Source organism: Kitasatospora sp. NPDC006697, assembly GCF_042869935.1.
In the GTDB taxonomy this organism is placed as follows: domain Bacteria; phylum Actinomycetota; class Actinomycetes; order Streptomycetales; family Streptomycetaceae; genus Kitasatospora.
In genome coordinates, this window is sequence record NZ_JBIAGU010000041.1 from 53,987 (window position 1) to 72,593 (window position 18,607).

Annotated in this window: 16 protein-coding genes and 1 pseudogene; 15 read left to right on the top strand and 2 right to left on the bottom strand. The window is 73.6% G+C overall.

Going from position 1 to position 18,607, the window contains the following annotated elements:
- The first annotated feature begins 4 nt into the window (after positions 1-4).
- The 11 genes from ACFYNO_RS37130 to ACFYNO_RS37180 all read left to right on the top strand — a co-directional run bounded on the left by ACFYNO_RS37130 (position 5) and on the right by ACFYNO_RS37180 (position 13,238).
- Positions 5-562, top strand: a complete 558-nt coding sequence (locus ACFYNO_RS37130; RefSeq protein WP_388022146.1) for a hypothetical protein — start codon at positions 5-7, stop codon at positions 560-562.
- Positions 563-755: 193 nt separating this feature from the next.
- Positions 756-1,481 (top strand): WXG100 family type VII secretion target, encoded by a 726-nt coding sequence (locus tag ACFYNO_RS37135; RefSeq protein ID WP_388022148.1) that lies wholly within the window; start codon positions 756-758, stop codon positions 1,479-1,481.
- Positions 1,478-5,287 carry a colicin E3/pyocin S6 family cytotoxin gene (locus tag ACFYNO_RS37140; protein WP_388022150.1) on the top strand — a complete coding sequence of 1,270 codons (3,810 nt, stop codon included), beginning with the start codon at positions 1,478-1,480 and terminating at the stop codon, positions 5,285-5,287. The genes ACFYNO_RS37135 and ACFYNO_RS37140 overlap by 4 nt, the downstream gene beginning before the upstream one ends.
- Positions 5,275-5,520, top strand: a complete 246-nt coding sequence (locus ACFYNO_RS37145; RefSeq protein ID WP_388022152.1) for a hypothetical protein — start codon at positions 5,275-5,277, stop codon at positions 5,518-5,520. The genes ACFYNO_RS37140 and ACFYNO_RS37145 overlap by 13 nt, the downstream gene beginning before the upstream one ends.
- Before the next feature lie 363 nt (positions 5,521-5,883).
- Complete coding sequence (locus ACFYNO_RS37150) at positions 5,884-7,089, top strand: arylsulfotransferase family protein (RefSeq protein WP_388022153.1); 1,206 nt, start codon at positions 5,884-5,886, stop codon at positions 7,087-7,089.
- 129 nt (positions 7,090-7,218) lie between these two features.
- On the top strand, positions 7,219-8,676 hold the full coding sequence (locus tag ACFYNO_RS37155; RefSeq protein ID WP_388022154.1) for an MFS transporter: 1,458 nt from the start codon (positions 7,219-7,221) through the stop codon (positions 8,674-8,676).
- The gene (locus ACFYNO_RS37160) at positions 8,673-9,098 is read left to right on the top strand and encodes a MarR family winged helix-turn-helix transcriptional regulator (protein WP_388022156.1); all 426 of its coding nucleotides are present in this window, start codon (positions 8,673-8,675) and stop codon (positions 9,096-9,098) included. The genes ACFYNO_RS37155 and ACFYNO_RS37160 overlap by 4 nt, the downstream gene beginning before the upstream one ends.
- A 106-nt stretch (positions 9,099-9,204) precedes the next feature.
- Entirely contained in the window at positions 9,205-9,549 is a 345-nt protein-coding gene (locus tag ACFYNO_RS37165) for a hypothetical protein (protein WP_388022158.1), read from the top strand.
- A 14-nt stretch (positions 9,550-9,563) separates the two neighbouring features.
- The gene (locus ACFYNO_RS37170; protein ID WP_388022160.1) at positions 9,564-11,342 is read left to right on the top strand and encodes a GMC family oxidoreductase; all 1,779 of its coding nucleotides are present in this window, start codon (positions 9,564-9,566) and stop codon (positions 11,340-11,342) included.
- Positions 11,339-12,214 carry a hypothetical protein gene (locus ACFYNO_RS37175; RefSeq protein ID WP_388022161.1) on the top strand — a complete coding sequence of 292 codons (876 nt, stop codon included), beginning with the start codon at positions 11,339-11,341 and terminating at the stop codon, positions 12,212-12,214. The genes ACFYNO_RS37170 and ACFYNO_RS37175 overlap by 4 nt, the downstream gene beginning before the upstream one ends.
- A 61-nt stretch (positions 12,215-12,275) precedes the next feature.
- Complete coding sequence (locus ACFYNO_RS37180) at positions 12,276-13,238, top strand: linear amide C-N hydrolase (protein WP_388022163.1); 963 nt, start codon at positions 12,276-12,278, stop codon at positions 13,236-13,238.
- Here ACFYNO_RS37180 and ACFYNO_RS37185 read toward each other — a convergent pair.
- A pseudogene (locus tag ACFYNO_RS37185) lies at positions 13,212-13,652 on the bottom strand (helix-turn-helix domain-containing protein); the annotation flags it as partial. The gene ACFYNO_RS37180 and the pseudogene ACFYNO_RS37185 overlap by 27 nt on opposite strands.
- 101 nt (positions 13,653-13,753) lie before the next feature.
- Here ACFYNO_RS37185 and ACFYNO_RS37190 point away from each other — a divergent pair.
- From ACFYNO_RS37190 to ACFYNO_RS37205, 4 genes are all read left to right on the top strand, one after another.
- Positions 13,754-14,350, top strand: a complete 597-nt coding sequence (locus ACFYNO_RS37190) for an NADPH-dependent FMN reductase (RefSeq protein WP_388022165.1) — start codon at positions 13,754-13,756, stop codon at positions 14,348-14,350.
- A gap of 124 nt (positions 14,351-14,474) precedes the next feature.
- Entirely contained in the window at positions 14,475-14,780 is a 306-nt protein-coding gene (locus tag ACFYNO_RS37195) for a GNAT family N-acetyltransferase (RefSeq protein WP_388022167.1), read from the top strand.
- A 76-nt stretch (positions 14,781-14,856) separates the two neighbouring features.
- On the top strand, positions 14,857-15,933 hold the full coding sequence (locus tag ACFYNO_RS37200; RefSeq protein WP_388022169.1) for an LLM class flavin-dependent oxidoreductase: 1,077 nt from the start codon (positions 14,857-14,859) through the stop codon (positions 15,931-15,933).
- A 1-nt stretch (position 15,934) separates the two neighbouring features.
- Positions 15,935-16,447, top strand: coding sequence for a carboxymuconolactone decarboxylase family protein (locus ACFYNO_RS37205; protein WP_388022170.1), 513 nt, complete (start codon positions 15,935-15,937; stop codon positions 16,445-16,447).
- A gap of 158 nt (positions 16,448-16,605) precedes the next feature.
- Here the strand turns inward: ACFYNO_RS37205 and ACFYNO_RS37210 are convergent, their stop codons facing one another.
- Complete coding sequence (locus ACFYNO_RS37210; protein WP_388022172.1) at positions 16,606-18,567, bottom strand: protease pro-enzyme activation domain-containing protein; 1,962 nt, start codon at positions 18,565-18,567, stop codon at positions 16,606-16,608.
- Positions 18,568-18,607 lie beyond the last annotated feature (40 nt).

The following is an 18,607-nucleotide window of genomic DNA, read 5'->3' on the forward strand; positions in this document are numbered from 1 at the left end:
GCCCATGCGCAAGATCCCCACGCTGTTCCACCGCGACCCCGAGGACCGGCGGTACGTCACCTCCGAGGTGACCCCGGGATGCGAGTGGGTGCTCGCGGGCGAGGGCACGGCGACCCGGAAGTACGACGGCACCTGCGTCCTGCTCGACGAGGACGGCAACTGGTGGGCGCGCCGCGAGGTCAAGCCCGGCAAGCAGCCGCCGGCCGGCTACCGCGCCGTGCAGACCGACCCGGTGACCGGCAAGACGGTGGGCTGGGAGCCGATCGCGCAGTCCGCCTTCGCCCGCTTCCACGCCGAGGCCGTCGCCGCCGGTGCGGACCGGGCGCCCGGCAGCTACGAGCTGGTCGGCCCCAAGCTCAACGGCAACCCGGAGCGCCGCACCGGCCACCAACTGCTCCGCCACGCCACCGCCGAGGTGCTGGCCCCGCCCGCCCGCGACCACGCCGCGCTGCGCGCCTTCGTGCTCGCCCTCGCCGCCGAGAGCGGAGCCGAGGGCGTGGTCTTCCACCACCCGGACGGCCGGATGGCCAAGCTGAAGGCCCGCGACTTCCCGCCGGCCTGACGCGCTGACGCCGTGACGCGCTGACGCCGTGACACGCTGACGCCTTGACACGCCGACGCCCCGGCGTCACCGCACCCACCCCGCACGCTCCGGATCCCCGCTCACTCTCCTCACGCAACCGCCTTGGCCGCCCTGGCGTCTGCGCTATGGTCGGACCCCTGACTACGGGGGACAACGGGGGACAGGGGCTGCCATGGCCATCGAGCTGCCCGGCCCGGTCGTGACGATGCTGCAGTTCATCGGAGTGGCCTGGCCGAACGTGAACGAGGACAAGGTCCGCGAACTCGCGTCGCATGTACGCGAGTTCGCGGACAACGTGGACGGTACGCACCAGAAGGCCACCAGCACGGTGGACAATCTGTCCGCGCACTACCAGGGCGGCTCCTACGAGGCCCTGGTGTCGAGTTGGGCGCACCTGTCGTCCAGCCACATGACCGAACTGGTCAGCACCTGCCACACGGTGGCCACCGCACTGGACGCGGCCGCCGACACCATCGTCGCCATGAAGTGGCAGGCGATCGGCGAACTGGGCGCGCTGGCCGTGACGTTCGCCGCCGACCAGGCCGCCGCGGTGGCCACCTTCGGCCTGGCCGAGGTGGGCATGGCGGCGATCATCGACGGCGCCGAGCAGATCACCGACTACCTGGAGCAGCAGCTCGAGCAGTACATCATCGGGCAGGTGATCGAGGCGGCGATCGGCCCGCTGGTCTCGGTGGTCGAGAAGGCCGTCGGCGGCCTGGCCTTCGAGGCGGTCTCCGGGGTGCTGGGCGTGGACGGCACGGCCGGTCCGGGCGACCAGTTCATGATCGACCCGTCCGGGTTGGAGGACCACGCACAGATCATGGCCGGCCATGCGCAGGAGGTCGCCGACCACGCGCGGGCCCTGGGCGGCAGGCTTGCCGGGGTGGACTTCACATGAGCAACCAGATCGTCAAGGCCCTCGAGGACGCGGCGAAGCGGCTCGGAAAGGCGCTGGCCCAGGACGCCGGCAAGGCCGTCAAGGACTTCTACCACTCGGCCGCGGACAAGCTGAAGACCGTCGCCAAGCGGACCGCCGAGACCGACGCCAAGCACAAGGGCGAGCTCGACGACATCCTCAACGGCGTGAAGAAGGACGCCGAGAAGGACGTCCCGCGCGACCCCAAGCTCCCCGGCGGGGGCCGGCCCGACGACGAGGGGCCCAAGCTCGCCGGCGCGGACGGGGACGGGGGCGGCCAGCCGTCCGAGGGCAGCCAGGGCTGTACGACCGCCTGCGACCCGGTCGACGTGGTCTCCGGTCAGATGATCATGTCCGAGGTGGACCTGGAGCTGCCGGGGCTGCTCCCGCTGGTGCTCGGCCGGGCGTACGCCTCCGGCTACCGGCACGGCCGGCTCTTCGGCCCGGGCTGGGCCTCCACGCTGGACCAGCGCCTGCGGATGGACGCGACGGGCATCCACTACGCCGGCGACGACGCCCAGATCCTGCACTACCCGTTGGCGCCGGCCGGCGGCGCGCCGGTGCTGCCCGCGTACGGGGCGCGCTGGCCGCTGGTCCTGGACGCGCAGACCGGCGGCATCCGGATCGAGGACCCGGAGACCGGCTGGACCCGGCACTTCGACGCCGCCGACGGGGGCGCCTCGCCGGACCGCAGGCTGGACCGGATCACCGACCGGAACGGCCACCGGATCGACTTCCTGCGCGACGAGAGCGGCCTGCCCACCGAGATCCGCCACTCCGGCGGCTACCGGGTCGCCGTGGACGTGATCCACACCGCGGCCGACCCGCGGATCGAGGCGCTGCGGGTGCTGGACGGCACCGGGCAGGGCCTCGGCACCACCGTCCTCGGCTGCCGCTACGACATCCGCGGCCGGCTCGTGGAGGTCGCCAACTCCTCGGGCCTGGCCCAGGTCCTGGAGTACGACACGGCGGACCGGATCACCTCCTGGACCGACCGCAACGGCTTCTGGTACGCCTACGAGTACAACGCCGACGGCCGGGTGGGCCGCGGCCACGGGTCCGAGGGCGCCCTCGCGGGCGAGTTCGAGTACGACGACCGGGCGCGGGTCACCACCGTCACCGACGGCCTCGGCCGGCGCACCGCCTACCACTACGACGAACACCGCCACCTCACCCAGGTGGTGGACCCGGCCGGCCACACCGTGCAGACCGAGCACGACCGCTACGGACAGGTCCGGTCGCTCACCGACCAGTTGGGCCGGACCACCCGGTACGAGCACGACACGCACGGCCGGGTGGTCCGGATCGAGTACCCCGACGGGGCGGTGAGCACGGCGAGCTACAACCGCCTGGGCCTGCCCACCGAGCTCACCCTGCCCGGCGGGGCGACCTGGCGCTACGAGTACGACGAGCGCGGCAACCGCCTGGCCGCTACCGACCCGGCCGAGGCCACCACCCGCTACGGCTACGACGACGCGGGCCGGCTCGGCTCGGTCACCGACCCGGACGGCCGGTCCACCGTGCTCGAGTCCGACCCGGCCGGACTCCCGACCGCCCTCACCGACCCGCTCGGCCGCACCACCCGCTACGCCCGGGACGCGTTCGGCCGGATCACGGCGGAGACCGACGCGCTCGGCCAGGTGACCCGGTACGAGTGGACGGTCGAGGGTCGCCCGGCCCGCCGGGTGCTGCCCGACGGCAGCCAGGAGCGGCGCCGCTACGACCCCGAGGGCGCGCTGGTGGAGCACCTGGACGCGGCCGGCGGCCGCACCAGGTACGAGGTGGGCTGCTTCGGCCTGACCACCGCCCGCACCGACGCGAACGGCCGCCGCTGGGAGTACCGCTACGACGCCGAACTGCGCCTGGTCGAGGTCGCCGACCCGGACGGGCGGTCCTGGCGGTACGGCTACGACCAGGCCGGCAACCTGGCGTCGGAGACCGACGGCAACGGCCGCACCGTGCGCTACGAGCACGACGCCGCCGGCCAGTTGACCAAGCGGACGAACGGCGCCGGCCAGAGCGTGGCCTACGAGTGGGACGCGGCCGGCCGGGTGGTCGGCCAGACCACCGACAGCGGGGCCCGCGCCGAGTTCCGCTACGACCCGGCGGGCAACCTGGTCCACTCCCACAACGCCGACGTGGTCCTGGAGTTCACCCACGACGCGGTCGGCCGGGTGCTCACCGAGGCGGCCGACGGCCTGACCCTGGTCAACGGCTACGACCGGCTGGGCCGGCGGGTGCTGCGCCGCACGCCCGGCGGCACCGTCACCCGCTGGCAGCACGACGCGAACCACCAGGTGACCGCCGTGGACACCACCGGGCTGCGGCTCGCCTTCGGCTACGGCCCGACCGGCCACGAGGTGCGGCGCGGGATCGGCGAGGACGTCGAGCTGACCAGCGGCCGGGACAGCCAGGGCCGCCTGACGTCCCGTCAACTCCTGCTGAGCCGACGGCGCGAGGCGGCGCTGCTGCCCGAGCGGAGCTGGACCTACCGCGCCGACGGGGCGGTGGCCTCGCAGACCGACGGCGAGGGCCTGCGGCAGTTCGAGCTGGACCCGCTGGGCCAGGTCACGGCCGCCCGCGCGGCCGGCCGGACCGAGGAGTACGCCTACGACGGCACCGGCAACCTGCTGCACGCGGCGGCGGGCCAGGACCCGGCCGCCGACTCCTCGGGTGACCGGACGCTCGACGGCATGCTGCTGCGCCGGGCCGGCCGGTGCAGCTACGAGTACGACGAGCAGGGCCGGTTGACCAGGCGCCGGGAGCGGACGCTGTCCGGCCGGGAGCGCTGCTGGCAGTTCCGCTACGACGCCCACGACCGGCTGACCGACGCCCGGGTGCCGAACGGCGACCGCTGGCAGTACGTCTACGACCCGCTGGGCCGCCGCACCGCCAAGCGGCTGATCGGCGCCGACGGCACGGTCCGGAGCGAGACCCGGTTCTGCTGGGACGGCGAGGTGCTGGCGGAGCAGGGCGAGCAGGCCGAGGGCCGGCCCGCGGTCACCACCCTGACCTGGGAGTACGAGCCGGAGAGCTGGACGCCGGTGGCGCAGGTCGAGCGGACCCGCGGCGCCGACGGCACGGTGCGGGAGCGGCACCACGCGGTGGTCACCGACCTCGTCGGCACCCCGACCGAACTGGTCGCCGCCGACGGCACGGTGGTCTGGCAGCGGACGGCGACCCTCTGGGGCCGCACCGTCCGCACCGCGGGCGACGGAGCGACCGACTGCCCGCTGCGCTTCCCGGGCCAGTACCACGACGACGAGACCGGGCTGCACTACAACCTCCACCGCTACTACGACCCGCAGACCGCGCGGTTCACCGCCCCCGACCCGCTCGGGCTGGCTCCGGCGCCCAACCACTACGCCTACGTCACCAACCCGCTCGACGAGATCGACCCGCTCGGCCTCGCCAAGAAGAAGGGCGGCGGCCGGTCGGGCGGCAGCAACAGCGGTGGCAACAACAACAGCGGCGGCGGCAACAGCAGCGGCGGCGGCACGCCGAGCACCCCGGCCCCCGGCAGCCGGGCCATCCAGCCCCGCCAGCCCCCGCCCAAGGGCGGCCTGCCCGGCTTCCCCAACGCCCGCCGGGCCACCCCGAAGACCCCGGTGCAGCGCGGCGGCGGCCTGCGGCCGCGCTGGGAGGACAGCAACAACATCTACGAGTGGGACTCGCAGCACGGCGAGATCGAGATGTACGACAAGCAGGGGAAGCACCTGGGAGCCTATGACCCGAACACGGGCCAGCAGCTCAAGGGCCCCGTCAAGGGAAGGACGTGCAACAAGTGATCTGGGTGGTGCTCGGCTTCGACCGCAGCGACGACAGCCTGGCCGTCGAGTGGGAGCTCCCGGCGGACTTCGGCGAGGCGGACGCGGCCCGCCTGGTCGGTCCCTACCCGGACCTGATCGGATCGAGCTTCCCGCTCTCGGACCTGCAGCTGGCGGAGGTCGAACGCCTGCTGTCGGTCGAGGCCGACTCGACGGCCTACGCGTACTTCCTCGAGGCGCAGGACGACTCCTGACGGATCGTCGGCTTTGCTGCCGCCGCTCGCACCGTCCGAGGTGCGAGCGGCGGCTGCCCACCATCCGGACGGATGGTTGACGGTCCGCGCCGCCGGCCGCTAGCTTCGCCGGCATGCGGCAGAACACCCTGGTTCTCACCACGCGCGGTCACATCGACCTCCAGCGCGTCTGTTCCGCTGCCTGTCGCGCCTGCTGAGCGCGCGCTTCTTCCCCCTGCTCCCGGGCCCGGTGGCGGCTTCCCGCCCGCCGCGCTGAGCAGCTGACGCACCGTCACCCGACTGCGACCCACCGCCCCACGGGCACGCGCCATCCGCCGTGCCCGGGCGCTCCGTCACGCCTCCGACCGGAAAGACCGATCCGCCATGCCCAAGCGCACCCTTGCCGTCCTCGCCGCCGCTGCCGCCGCCACCCTCGCGAGCGCCCTGCCCGCCTCCGCCGCGGCCGGCGCCGACACCCGCCCGCTCCCGCCCGTCACCGTGCTCACCGACCAGCCCGGCACCGCGCCCGGCGACATCTTCCTCTCGCCCAACTCGGCCGATCCGGCCTATGCGAGCGGCGTCGAGATCCTGAGTTCGGACGGCCGGCGGGTGGTCTGGTCGCAGCGGGTGCCGGCGGGCCAGGAGGCCGCCGACTTCCGCAAGCAGACCTACCGCGGCAAGTCCGTGCTCACCTGGTGGCAGGGCACCGGCCTAGGCGGCCCGGCCTCCGGCGTGGACTACGTCTACGACGACCACTACCGCAAGATCGCCGAGGTCCGGGCGGGCAACGGCTACACCGCCGACGGCCACGAGTTCCTGATCACCCCGCGGAACACCGCGCTGATCCTCGCCTACGCCCAGTCCACCGCCGACCTGCGCTCGATCGGCGGCCCGGCCGCGCAGAAGGTGCTCAACGGCGTGGTGCAGGAGATCGACATCCCTACCGGCAAGGTGCTCTTCCAGTGGAACAGCGCCGACCACGTGCCGTACGCCCAGAGCGAGCAGCCGCTGCCCGCCTCGCCCGACCAGCCCTGGGACTGGTTCCACGTCAACGCGGTCAAGCCGGACGGCGACGGCAGCCTGCTGGTGGACGCCCGCAACACCTGGACCACCTACCAGGTGGACCGCCGCAGCGGCCGGATCAACTGGCAGCTCGGCGGCAAGGCCGGCTCGTTCACCGTCCAGGCGGCCGACGGCCAGCGGCTGGACGCGGCCGGCGCGCCGTTCGCCTGGCAGCACGACCCGGAGCCGCTGGGCGGCGGGCGCTACAGCTTCTTCGACAACGAGTCGGCGGGCGCCGCCAACACCGGGACCGGCGCGGTGCAGGAACTGCCGTACAGCCGGGTGGTCACCGTCCAACTGGACGTCCGCACGCACCGGGCCACCGTGGTGCGCAGCGAGGACCAGCCCGCCGGCCTCAGCGCCTCCTCGCAGGGCAACGCCCAGCCGCTGCGCGACGGGCACACCTTCGTCGGCTGGGGCTCGCTGCCGTACGTCTCGGAGTTCGGGCGCTCCGGCAAGCTGCTCTTCAACGCCCGCTTCCCGAGCGGGGTGAACACCTACCGGGCGTACCGGTTCCCCTGGAAGTGACACCGGGCGACGGCCCGGGCGGAGCGGCGATGCCGCTCCGCCCGGGCCGTTCTGCTGTCCACCCGCACCCCCGGGAATGATTGTATAGTCGTAACTGTTGTGCTCATATAACCAACTGGGGGAGTCACCGTGCCACCGAACGACCTCGAACCCACCGCCGCCCGGCGGACCCTGATCCTCGCCATCTGCTGCATGAGCCTGTTCATCGTCGGCATCGACAACACCATCGTGAACGTCGCCCTGCCGGCCATCCAGCACGACCTGCACGCCTCGGTCTCCGGCCTGCAGTGGGTGATCAGCGCCTACACCGTGGTGATCGCCAGTCTGCTGCTGCTCGCGGGCTCCACCGGCGACCGGTTCGGGCGCCGCCGGGTCTTCCAGATCGGCCTCGCGCTCTTCACCCTGGGCTCGGTGCTCTGCAGCCTGGCCCCGGGCCTGCAGTGGCTGATCGCGGCCCGGGTGGTCCAGGCCGCCGGCGGCTCGATGCTCAACCCGGTCGCCATGGGCATCATCACCAACACCTTCACCGGAGCCGCCGAGCGGGCCAGGGCGATTGGCGTCTGGGGCGCCGTCGCGGGGGTGAGCATGTCGCTCGGGCCGGTGATCGGCGGGCTGCTGGTCGGCAGCGTCGGCTGGCAGGCGATCTTCTGGATCAACCTCCCGGTCGGACTGGCCGCGATGGCGCTGGCCCAGCGCTACGTGCCGGAGTCCCGGGCCGCCCGGCCGCGCCGGCCCGATCCGGTCGGCCAGGTGCTGATGGTGGTGCTGCTCGGCCTGCTCACCTACACCCTGATCGAGGCGCCCGAGGCCGGGTGGACGGCGACCCGGACGCTGCTCGGGTTCCTGGTCGCCGCGCTGTCCGCCGTGGGCTTCGTGTTCTGGGAGCTGAGGGTGGCCGAACCGCTGATCGACCCGCGGTTCTTCCGCAGCCTGCCGCTCTCCGGTGCCACCGTGATCGCCGTCAGCGGCTTCGCCTCGCTGGCCGGCTTCCTCTTCCTCAACACCCTCTACCTGCAAGACGTGCTGGGCTACAGCGCCCTGCGGGCCGGGCTCTACGTGCTGCCGCTGGCCGGCACGGCCGCCGTGCTCGCACCGGTCTCCGGGCGGCTGGTCGGCAGCCGCGGGCCGCGGCTCCCGCTGCTGGTCTCCGGGGTCGCGATGGCGCTCAGCGCGCTGCTGCTGACCGGGCTCTCCACCCGCACGCCGCTGCTGCAACTGCTCGCCGCCTACGTGGTGTTCGGCATCGGCTTCGGCATGATCAACGCGCCGATCACCAACACCGCGGTCTCCGGGATGCCGCGCAGCCAGGCGGGCGTGGCGGCGGCGGTCGCCTCCACCAGCCGGCAGACCGGGCAGTCGCTGGGGGTGGCGGTGATCGTCTCGGTGGTGGTCTCCTCGGTGCACGGCCCGCTCAAGGGCGGCTTCACCCAGGCCAGCCACGCCGGATGGTGGATCATCGTGGGGTTCGGGGTGCTGGTGGTGCTGCTCGGTATCCTGTCCACCGGCAACCGCGCCGTGCAGACGGCCGACCGGGTCGCCGACCGACTCACCCCGACCGACCCCAGGACGCCGATCACCACGCCATGAACGACGACGCAGCCCACGACGACACCGCCGCCCGGATCTACGCCCGGATGCGCCACCTGGTACTGGACTCCGACGACCGGCGCCGCCGGGTCGTCGAGGTCACCGGCCTGAGCTTCGCCCGCGCCCGGGCCCTGCGCCGGCTGGCCCGCCAGCCGATGCGGATGAGCACCCTGGCGGCGGAGCTCTTCACCGACAAGCCGTACGCCACGGTGATCGTCGACGAACTCGAACGCCGCGGACTGGTCGTCCGCACCACCGCCCCTGACGACCGCCGGGTGAAGGTCGTCAGCTTGACGGACGAGGGCCGCGAGCTCGCGGCGCGGGCCGAGGAGGTCCTCGGCCGCCCGCCGGCGGCCCTGTCCGCGCTGCCCGCCGAGGAGATGGCGACGCTGGACGAGCTGCTGGCCCGCCTGGCGCCGTGAGCGCTGTGTGATCCACCCGACACGGGCGGCAGGCATGGGGCGGGCAGCGGGGAGGAAGGCTTCCCCGGTGGTCGTCATGGCCATGGCGATATCAGGGGAGGGTGGGATGACCGTCACCGATGAGGAGTTCCTGGCGTTATCGGCGGTCCTGACCGGTTTCACGGCTGCGGAGCTGGCGGCCACCGGGATGGCGGGGGAGTACCGGGAGCTGACGGTCCGGCGGCTCGGCGAGTCCGGGCTGCGGGAGCTGTTACCGGGTACGGCCGGGGCGGAGGCCGCCCAGGCCGTCGCGCACCTCTGGTACCTGGGCAGTTGGCCGCCGCCACCAGGGGAGGCGGCCGCGCCGGTCTCCGCCCGGGCCTACGCGCAGGCGCTGGTCTGGCGCACCTTCGGCGGCCGGCCGCCCGCCACCGATGCCCCCGGGGCCGGGAGTTGGGCCGTGCTGCGGTGAGGCCACGGTGGGACGTGATCATCGTCGGCGCCGGCATCGCCGGCAGCCTGGTGGCCAAGGAGCTCGGCGACCGGGGCCGGCGCGTCCTGGTGCTGGAAGCCGGCCCGGAGCAGGACCACGAGAGCGCGCTGGAGCGCTACCGCACCGCCGCCGTCAAGACGCCGAACTCCCCGTACCGGCAGGCCGACAACGCCCCGTCGGCCGAGGTCACCGAGCTCTCCGCCGCCACCCCCGAGAGCGCCTACCTGGTCCAGCGGGGCCCGCTGCCCTACGCCTCCGGCTACCTGCGCGCCAACGGCGGCACCGGGCTCACCTGGACCGGCCTCACCCCGCGCATGCACCCCGAGGACTTCCGGGCCGGCGACTTCGGACACGGCCGCAACTGGCCGATCGGGTACGAGGAGTTGGAGCCCCACTACCGTGCCGCCGAGGCCGCCCTCGGGGTCGCCGCCGACGCCGCGGAGCAGCGCGCCGCCGTCGGCCTGCCGCTGCCGGAGGGCTACCGGTTCCCGATGCCCGCCGTGCCGCCCAGCCACCTGGACCGGGAGATCGCCCGCGCGCTCGACGGCCGCACCGCCCGGGACCCGGCCGCCGACCTGCCCGCCCGGCTGCGGGTGACCGGCACCCCCGCCGCCCGCACCACCGACCCCGCCGCCGGCCCGGTCTGCGTCGGCCACGCCAGCTGCGTGCCGATCTGCCCCGCCCAGGCCAAGTACACGCCGCTGCGCACCCAGCGGCGGTGGAGCCCGGCGGTCGAACTGCTCACCCGCGCCGTGGTCACCCGGGTGCTGCTGGCCGGCGACGGCCGCGCCCGCGGCGTCGAGTACCGCACCCGGGACGGCCGCACCGCCGCTGCCGAGGCCGAGGTGGTGGTGCTCGCCGCGCACGCCATCGAGAACGCCCGGCTGCTGCTGCTCTCCGGCGCCGCCAACCGCAGCGACCAGGTGGGCCGCAACCTGATGGACCATCCGGTGCTGCTCACCTGGGGCCTGATGCCCCGTCGGATCGGCCCGTACCGCGGCCCCGGCTCCACCTCCGGCCTGGAGGGCTTCCGATTCGGCCCGGCCCGCGCCCGCCGGGCGCCGTTCCGGGTGGAGATCGGCAACTGGGGCTGGAGCTGGGCGCTCGGCGGCCCGGAGCAGCGACTGGCCGAACTGCTGCGCACCGGCGGTCCGGACAGCCGCGGCCTGCTCGGCGCCGACCTGCGCCGCACCGCGGGCGACCGGATCGGGCGGGAGTTCTCCTTCCAGTTCGAGATGGAGCAGGAGGCGCAGCCCGGCAACCGGATCACCCTGCACCCCCGGCTGCGCGACCCGCTCGGCCTGCCCCGGCCGGCCGTGCACTACGACCTCTCCGACTGGGTGAAGCGCGGCATCGCCTCCGCCGCCGCCGTCTCCGGGCAGCTGATGCGGATGCTCGGTGCCGAGGACCACACCCGCTACGAGCCGGGCCCGGCCTGGCCCGGCGCCTTCGAGCACCAGGGCCGCCAGTACGCCTACCGCGCGGCCGGGCACGGCGCCGGTACCCACATCATGGGCAGCACGGCCACCGACTCCGTGGTCGACGAGTGGCAGCGCTGCTGGGACCACCCCAATCTCTACGCCGTCGGCTGCGGCAGCATGCCGACCGTCTCCACCGCCAACCCCACCCTCACCATGGCGGCGCTCGCCCTGCGCAGCGCCGAACGGATCCACCACCAGCTGGCCGAGCTTCGCCGCCCCGTCCGCCTGCACCGAGCCACCGCCGACCCGGCCCGCACCGAGGCCGCCGCCGAAGGAGCCGACCACCCGTGACCCACGCCATGCCCCTGCCGCCGGTGCCCGAGCCCTACCAACTCCCCTTCCACTACGGTGCCCTGCACATCGTCGGGGTGGACCACCTGGTCGACCCCGAACCGGTGCGGGCGGTGCTGGCCAAGCAGCATCCGGGGCTGGCGGCCGCCGAGTTCGACGGACTGGCCTGCGTCTCCGTGAACTACCAGCTGTACTTCGCCCAGTACCCGTTCGGCGGCGGCATGACCCAGGAGGTGGAGATCAACGTGATCGCCCACCCCCGGGGCACCGCCGACCGGCTGCCCCGGCTCGGCTACCCCGACTACGCGCGCGGCGTCGACCAGACCAAGCTGCTCGGCATCGCCCGGCTGCACGTGGTCTGCGACAACCCGCACGCGATCGACGCGGGCCGCCGGCTGTACGCCGAGCCCAAGCACCCCGGCTGGTTCGAGGTCTCCCTGCCCTCCCTCAACGGACTCTCGGAAGACCGAAGCTGGACCATCCACTGCCGCGACGCCGAAGCCGGTCCGGAGGGCTCGCTGCGGCAGCGCGAGCACACCCTGTTCACCCTGCACGCCGACCCGGCCGGCCTGCCCGCCGAGCCCGCCGCCGGCGCGCCCGTCACCGGCTACGGCACCGACGAGCAGGGGCGGCTGCTGGCCGGCCCGATGAACGTCTACCAGCCCTACCAACTCCACCTGCTGGACCCGGAACTGGACCCGCAGGCCGCCGCCCGCACCCGGCTGACCGTCGCCGACCCCGGCAGCGAGGCCGGCCGGCTGCTGCTCGACCTGCTCGGCGAGCGCCCCGCCCCGGCCGCCGGCATCTGGACCTACCAGTCCGCCCCGGTCGCCGCCCACCAGCGCGCCTACTACCTGCCGCCGACCGCCTGACCCCGCGACACGGCCGCCGCGGGCCGCAGCTTTCGCGGCGATGCTGCCTAGAGTGTCCGTTATGTGCACTCGTGTTCTCTGGCAGGCAGACGGCCAGCCGGTCCTGGTCGGCCGCAACATGGACTGGAAGCAGACGCTCCACACCAACCTCTGGGTGCTGCCGCGCGGCGCCCAGCGGAGCGGTGCGGCCGAGGCGGACCCCAACCCGCTGCGCTGGACGGCCCGGTACGGCTCGGTGGCGGCACTCGCCTACGACCAGGCGAGCACCGACGGCATCAACGAGGCCGGACTGGGCGCCCAGTTGCTCTGGCTGGCCGAGTCCGACTTCGGCCCGCGCGAGCCGCACCGCCCCGGACTCAGCGCGGCCCTCTGGGCGCAGTACCTGCTCGACACCTGCGCCACCGTCGCCGAGGCGGTCGCCGCCACCGAGGGCTACCAGGTGCTCGGCCAGAACGACCCCCACGCGGGTACCTTCTCCACCGTCCACCTGGTGCTGGACGACGCGGGCGGCGACTCCGCCGTGATCGAGATCCTGGCCGGCCGGCCCGTGATCCACCACGGGCCGCAGTACACCGTGGTCACCAACTCCCCGCCGTTCGAGGAGCAGTTGGAGCACCAGCGGCAGTTCGCCGGGCTCGGCGGCGACCGGCCGCTGCCGGGCGGCACCGCGCCCGAGGACCGGTTCGTCCGGGCCGCCTACTACCTGGCGCGGCTGCCCCGCCCGGAGACCCCGGCCGAGGGCTACGCCTCCCTGCTCAGCGTGCTGCGCAACGCGGCGCAGCCCGCCGGGACGCCCGACCCGGAGCGGCCCAACGTCTCGATGACCCGCTGGCGCACCCTGGCCGACCTGACCAACCGGATCTACGCCTTCGAGTCCTCGTTCCGCCCCGACATCGTCTGGACCACCCTGGACGCCGTGGACTTCGACCACTGCGCCCGGCTGGACCTCACCCAGCCCGGCCTGGTCGGCGACGTCACCACGCTCTACCGCCCGGCCGCCGAGCCCGACTTCCAGCTCGCCTGAGCCGGTGGTGTGCGCGAGCAGGTCGCCGAGCCGGTTGGCCACCACCGCCACGCCCGGCTCCAGTATCCGCAGGGTGCGCAGCACCTCGGGCCGGACGGCCCGGTCCGGCGGCACGGGCCGGTAGTGCTCGGGGCACTCGCCGCCGGTGATCTTGGCCAGGTAGCGCAGGTGGCCGCGCTCGGCGGCGTCCAGGCTGAGCGCGTCGGCGATGGCGTGCAGCACGGGGGGAGAGGGGTTGCGGTCGCGGCCCTGCTCGATCCGGGTCAGGTACTCCACGCTCACCCCGGCCCGGGGGGCCAGGTCCAGCCGCCGCAGGCCGGGCGAGCGGCGGCGGCCGCGCTCCGGCAGGCCCAGCGTCTCCGGCTGGATGCTGTCGCGCTTGGCGCGGATGAAGTCCCCCAGTGGCGTTCCCATGCGGCGAGCATGGGCGGGCCGGTGAGCCGCAGCGTGGCCCTGCGGGGGCCAGTCTGAACGCGGCCTGGTTGTCGCGGCGGGCCGGGCCGAGGGTGGTGGCCATGGAGAAGAAGACACCGAAGCTCGTGATCATCGTCGGCAGCGTGCGGAAGGGCCGGTTCGGCCCCGTGGTGACCGCCTGGCTGGCGGAGCAGGCGGCCGCGCACGGCGGCTTCGAGGTCGAGCTGGTCGACCTGGCGGAGATCGAACTTCCGCTGGAACTGCCCGCCGAGTCCCCGCTGTTCGCCCGAGACGGCTACCCCCGCCCCGCCGGGATGGCCCCGCTCACCGAGGCGCTCGCCTCGGCGGACGCCGTCGTGCTGGTCACCCCCGAGTACAACCACAGCTTCCCGGCCGCACTGAAGGCCGCCATCGACTGGCACTTCTTCCAGTGGACGGCGAAGCCGGTGGCCTTCGTCAGCTACGGCGGGCAGTCCGGCGGCCGGCACGCCGTGCAGCAGTTGGAGAACGTGCTCACCGAGCTGAACGCCGTCCCGCTGCGCGGCGGCGTGGCGTTCCCGAACTACTACCTGAACTGGACCGACGGCCGCCCTCAGGACGAGGGGGCGGCCGGTCAGGCCACGTCGATGCTGGACCACCTGCGCTGGTGGGCCGGCGCGCTGAGCGCCGCCCGCGCGGCCGAGCCCTACCCCGTGTGACGGAGGGTGGTGGTGGGGCGCGGCGGGGCAGGGCACGACGGGACACGGAGGGCGGGGCGGGGCGACAAATGTTTAGTCTTCAACTACACTGGATCTTGAAGACGCACCCACCCCAGGAGGAACCGTGGAGCCCCAGGTAGTCGACAACGCCGAGAAGTCCCGCTTCGAGATCCAGGTGGACGGCGAACTGGCCGGCTTCGCCGAGTACCACCGGTCGGCCGGTGAGATCGCCTTCATCCACACCGAGATCGACCCCCGCTTCGAGGGCCAGGGCCTCGGTGGCCGGCTGGCCCGCGCCGCGCTGGACACCGTGCGCGAGCAGGAGCTCGCCGTGCTGCCCTACTGCCCGTTCATCCGCGGCTGGATCGGCAAGCACCCGGAGTACACCGACCTGGTCCCCGCCTCGCACCGCGAGCGCTTCGGCCTCTGAGCGGCACCCGGTAGAGCCAGCCCGGGGCCGGGCGGCGACGCCCGGCCCCACCAAGCCGCGAGAAGGCGGGAACCCCATGCAGTTCGGCATATTCAGCGTCGGCGACGTGACCGTCGACCCGACCACGGGACGCGCACCGACCGAGCACGAGCGCATCAAGGCGATGCTGGCGATCGCGCTCAAGGCGGAGGAGGTGGGCCTGGACGTCTTCGCGACCGGCGAGCACCACAACCCGCCGTTCGTGCCGTCCTCGCCCACCACCATGCTCGGCTGGATCGCCGCGCGCACCGAGCGGATCATCCTCTCCACCGCGACCACGCTGATCACCACCAACGACCCGGTGAAGATCGCCGAGGACTACGCGATGCTCCAGCACGTCGCGGACGGCCGGGTGGACCTGATGCTCGGGCGCGGCAACACCGGCCCGGTCTACCCCTGGTTCGGCCAGGACATCCGCCAGGGCATCCCGCTCGCTGTCGAGAACTACGCACTGCTGCACCGGCTCTGGCGCGAGGAGGTGGTCGACTGGGAGGGCCGCTTCCGCACCCCGCTGCAGTCCTTCACCGCCACCCCGCGCCCGCTGGACGGCGTGCCGCCCTTCGTCTGGCACGGCTCCATCCGCTCGCCGGAGATCGCCGAACAGGCCGCCTACTACGGCGACGGCTTCTTCCACAACAACATCTTCTGGCCCCAGGAGCACACCCGCCGGATGGTGGAGCTCTACCGCACCCGGTTCGCCCACCACGGCCACGGCACGCCCGAGCAGGCCATCGTCGGGCTCGGCGGCCAGGTATTCATGCGCGCCAACTCCCAGGACGCGGTACGGGAGTTCCGGCCGTACTTCGACAAGGCGCCGGTCTACGGCCACGGCCCGTCGCTGGAGGACTTCACCGAGCAGACGCCGCTGACCGTCGGCAGCCCGCAGCAGGTCATCGAGCGCACCCTCGGCTTCCGGGACGCCGTCGGCGACTACCAGCGCCAGCTCTTCCTGATGGACCACGCCGGCCTCCCGCTCAAGACCGTGCTGGAGCAGCTCGACATCCTCGGCGAAGAGGTGGTGCCCGTGCTCCGCAAGGAGTTCGCCGTCGGCCGGCCCACGACGGTGCCCGACGCCCCCACCCACGCCGCCCGCCGCGGCCAGCAGGGGAGTTGAGATGACCGAGCCGACCACCGTGGCCCCCGCCCGCCGGCGGGTCTACGTCGACAAGCAGAGCCCGCAGGCCTACCGCGCCCTGCTCGCCACCGCCGAGGCGGTCCGCAGCACGGCCGCCGAGGCGGGGCTGGAGCGCGGGCTGGTGGAGCTGATCAACCTGCGCGCCTCGCAGCTCAACGGCTGCGCCTTCTGCCTCAACGTGCACACCCGCGCCGCGCTCAAGGCCGGCGAGACCACCCAGCGGCTCGGCGTGCTGGCCGCCTGGCGGGACACCGAGCTGTTCACCCCGGCGGAGCGGGCCGCGCTCGCCCTCGCCGAGGCCACCACCGCACCGGCCGACGCCGCCTTGCAGGAGCGGGCCTACGCGGAGGCGCGGGAGGCACTGACGGAGGACCAGATCTCGGCGGTGATCTGGGTGGCGATCACCATCAACGCCTTCAACCGGGTCTCCGTCCTCAGCAAGCACCCGGTGCGGGCGATGCCGGCGCAGCCGACGGGTGAGCACCTGATCTGACAGGGCGATGTGTCGCTGCCTCGTCAGGTCGTACGAGGTACTCGTCCTCGGCACCGGCCTCCGGCCGGCCGTCAACCGCCGCACCGGCTAGCACGGCTGACCCCGGCAACGCCGACGGGGCCGCCCCCCGAAGGGAGCGGCCCCGAAGGACGCAGCTACTACCAGCCCCAGCGGCCGCGCAGCGCGAACGAGCTCACGTAGCCCGGCGCCGGGGTGCCGACGCCGGTGACGTCGTCGTAGCCCTGGGTCGCCGACAGCGAGCTGTCCTTGCCCATGGTCCGCACCGAGGCCACCGTGCCGCCGGAGGCGTCGGTGCCGTTGGCGAAGTCCACGCGGACCTGCGCGATGTCACCGGCACCCAGCGGGTGGTCGGTCACGTCGTGCAGCACCCGGGTGCCGAAGCGGGCGTAGATCGACGGGTTGGCGAAGCCGATCGGCCGCTGCCGGGCCTGCTGCGCCAGCGCCTGCACACCGGCGATCACCGGCGCGGCCAGCGAGGTGCCGCCGATCCGGTACTCGTCGTAGCTCACCGAGCCGTCGGGCCAGGACTGGGTCTGGCCGACCAGGAAGCCGGTGTTCGGGTCGGCGACCGCCGCGATGTCCGGCAGGGTGCGCATCGGGGTGCTGCCGTTGGCCTTCGACAGCGCGTCCGGCACGATGCCGGCCTGGTAGAACGGCTGCGGGACCAGGGTGCTGGTGCCGCCGCCGGCGCCGCCGTTGAACGCGCCCGGGAAGTCGGTCCAGCTCTTGCCGTCCGCCGAGAGCACGGCCTTCTTGGTGCCCCAGCCGGTCTCGAACAGGTACTTGTCGTTCTTGCCGACCGCCAGCGAGGTGCCGCCGACGGCGGTCGCCCAGGCCGAGTCGGCCGGGGTGGCGACCTGCTTGGTGCCGGTGGACGCCGCGTTGTCGCCGTCGTCGCCGGAGGAGAAGTAGAAGCCGATGCCCTCGATCGCGCCCAGCTTGAAGGTCTGGTCGTAGGCCGCCTGGCTGTCCGCCGTGGCGTTGGCCTCCACGTCCGCCCAGGAGTTGGAGACGATGTCAGCCAGGTGCTGGTCGACCACCTTGTTCAGGGCGTCCAGCAGGTCGGGGTCGTTGCAGGAGGCACCGGCGACGAAGACGATGTTCGCCTCGGGGGCCATCGCGTGCACGGCCTCGACGTCCAGCGACTCCTCGCCGTACCAGCCCGAGGCGCCGCAGGCGTCGGTGCTGTTCCAGGCGGCCGGCAGCACCTCGCGGTACTGGCCCGGGCGGTACGGCGCGTCGCCGTTGCGCTGGGCGTAGTTGGCCGCGTCGGTCGCCATGGTCGGCGAGGCGTAGGCGTCGGTGATCGCCACCGTGACACCCCGGCCGGTGTACTTGCCGGCGCCGTAGGCGGCCCGCAGCTGCTCACCGGTGTAGCCGTGGATCACGTACGGCGCCTTGGTGCCGTAGGCGTCGGGCATCGTGGTGGCGGTGTTCGACCCGAAGTAGGTCGAGTACGGGCCGGTGTTGCGGAAGCCCGCGCCCGGGCCCGGCAGGGTGTCCTGCGGGGTGGCCAGGTGCGGGGCGCTGTCCAGGCCGGTCACCGTGAGGACCGCGCCGGCCAGGTCGCCCGGTGCCGAGGCCAGGCGGTCGGGCGCCCGGTAGGTGTGGCCGTCCTTGGCGCGGTACTCGTGCAGCGAGGTCGCGAAGGCGGCGCGCACGGCGGCGGCGCTGCCGGAGACCGCGACGTAGTGCTCGGTGGAGTCGGTGACGGTCAGGCCCGCCGACTTCAGCCAGCCGGTGACCGCGTCCACCTGCTGCTTGGTGGCGCCGAAGCGCTCCTGCGCCTGCTGCGCGGTCAGGTACTTGCCGTAGCTCGGCGAGTTCGGGTCGGAGACCGCCTGCGCGTAGGCGGTGAGGCCCTGCGGGTCCTTGCCCGCCAGGTAGACCCGGGCGCTGACCTGCGCCGAGTCGGCGGTGGCGCCCTGGTCGGCGGCCTGCGCGGTCCAGTCGGGGTGGGTCCCGGCCAGCGCGGCGCGTCCGTTCGGAACGGAGGCGGCCTGGGCGCTGGGTATGCCGACGGCGATGACACCGGCGAGCATCGGCAGGATCGCCGCCGCGCTCAGGCCGGCACGCCGATGGGCACGACTGATCTTCATGTACCCCCCTGGGGTGGTGTTTCGTGAGCACGCCCGGCAC

What these genes read in the sequence shown, in the direction of transcription:
- ACFYNO_RS37130 (WP_388022146.1), top strand. Translation starts at nt 5, where the DNA reads ATGCGCAAGATCCCCACGCTGTTCCACCGCGACCCCGAGGACCGGCGG.
- ACFYNO_RS37135 (WP_388022148.1), top strand. Translation starts at nt 756, where the DNA reads ATGGCCATCGAGCTGCCCGGCCCGGTCGTGACGATGCTGCAGTTCATC.
- ACFYNO_RS37140 (WP_388022150.1), top strand. Translation starts at nt 1,478, where the DNA reads ATGAGCAACCAGATCGTCAAGGCCCTCGAGGACGCGGCGAAGCGGCTC.
- ACFYNO_RS37150 (WP_388022153.1), top strand. Translation starts at nt 5,884, where the DNA reads ATGCCCAAGCGCACCCTTGCCGTCCTCGCCGCCGCTGCCGCCGCCACC.
- ACFYNO_RS37160 (WP_388022156.1), top strand. Translation starts at nt 8,673, where the DNA reads ATGAACGACGACGCAGCCCACGACGACACCGCCGCCCGGATCTACGCC.
- ACFYNO_RS37165 (WP_388022158.1), top strand. Translation starts at nt 9,205, where the DNA reads ATGACCGTCACCGATGAGGAGTTCCTGGCGTTATCGGCGGTCCTGACC.
- ACFYNO_RS37180 (WP_388022163.1), top strand. Translation starts at nt 12,276, where the DNA reads ATGTGCACTCGTGTTCTCTGGCAGGCAGACGGCCAGCCGGTCCTGGTC.
- ACFYNO_RS37190 (WP_388022165.1), top strand. Translation starts at nt 13,754, where the DNA reads ATGGAGAAGAAGACACCGAAGCTCGTGATCATCGTCGGCAGCGTGCGG.
- ACFYNO_RS37200 (WP_388022169.1), top strand. Translation starts at nt 14,857, where the DNA reads ATGCAGTTCGGCATATTCAGCGTCGGCGACGTGACCGTCGACCCGACC.
- ACFYNO_RS37205 (WP_388022170.1), top strand. Translation starts at nt 15,935, where the DNA reads ATGACCGAGCCGACCACCGTGGCCCCCGCCCGCCGGCGGGTCTACGTC.
- ACFYNO_RS37210 (WP_388022172.1), bottom strand. Translation starts at nt 18,567, where the DNA reads ATGAAGATCAGTCGTGCCCATCGGCGTGCCGGCCTGAGCGCGGCGGCG.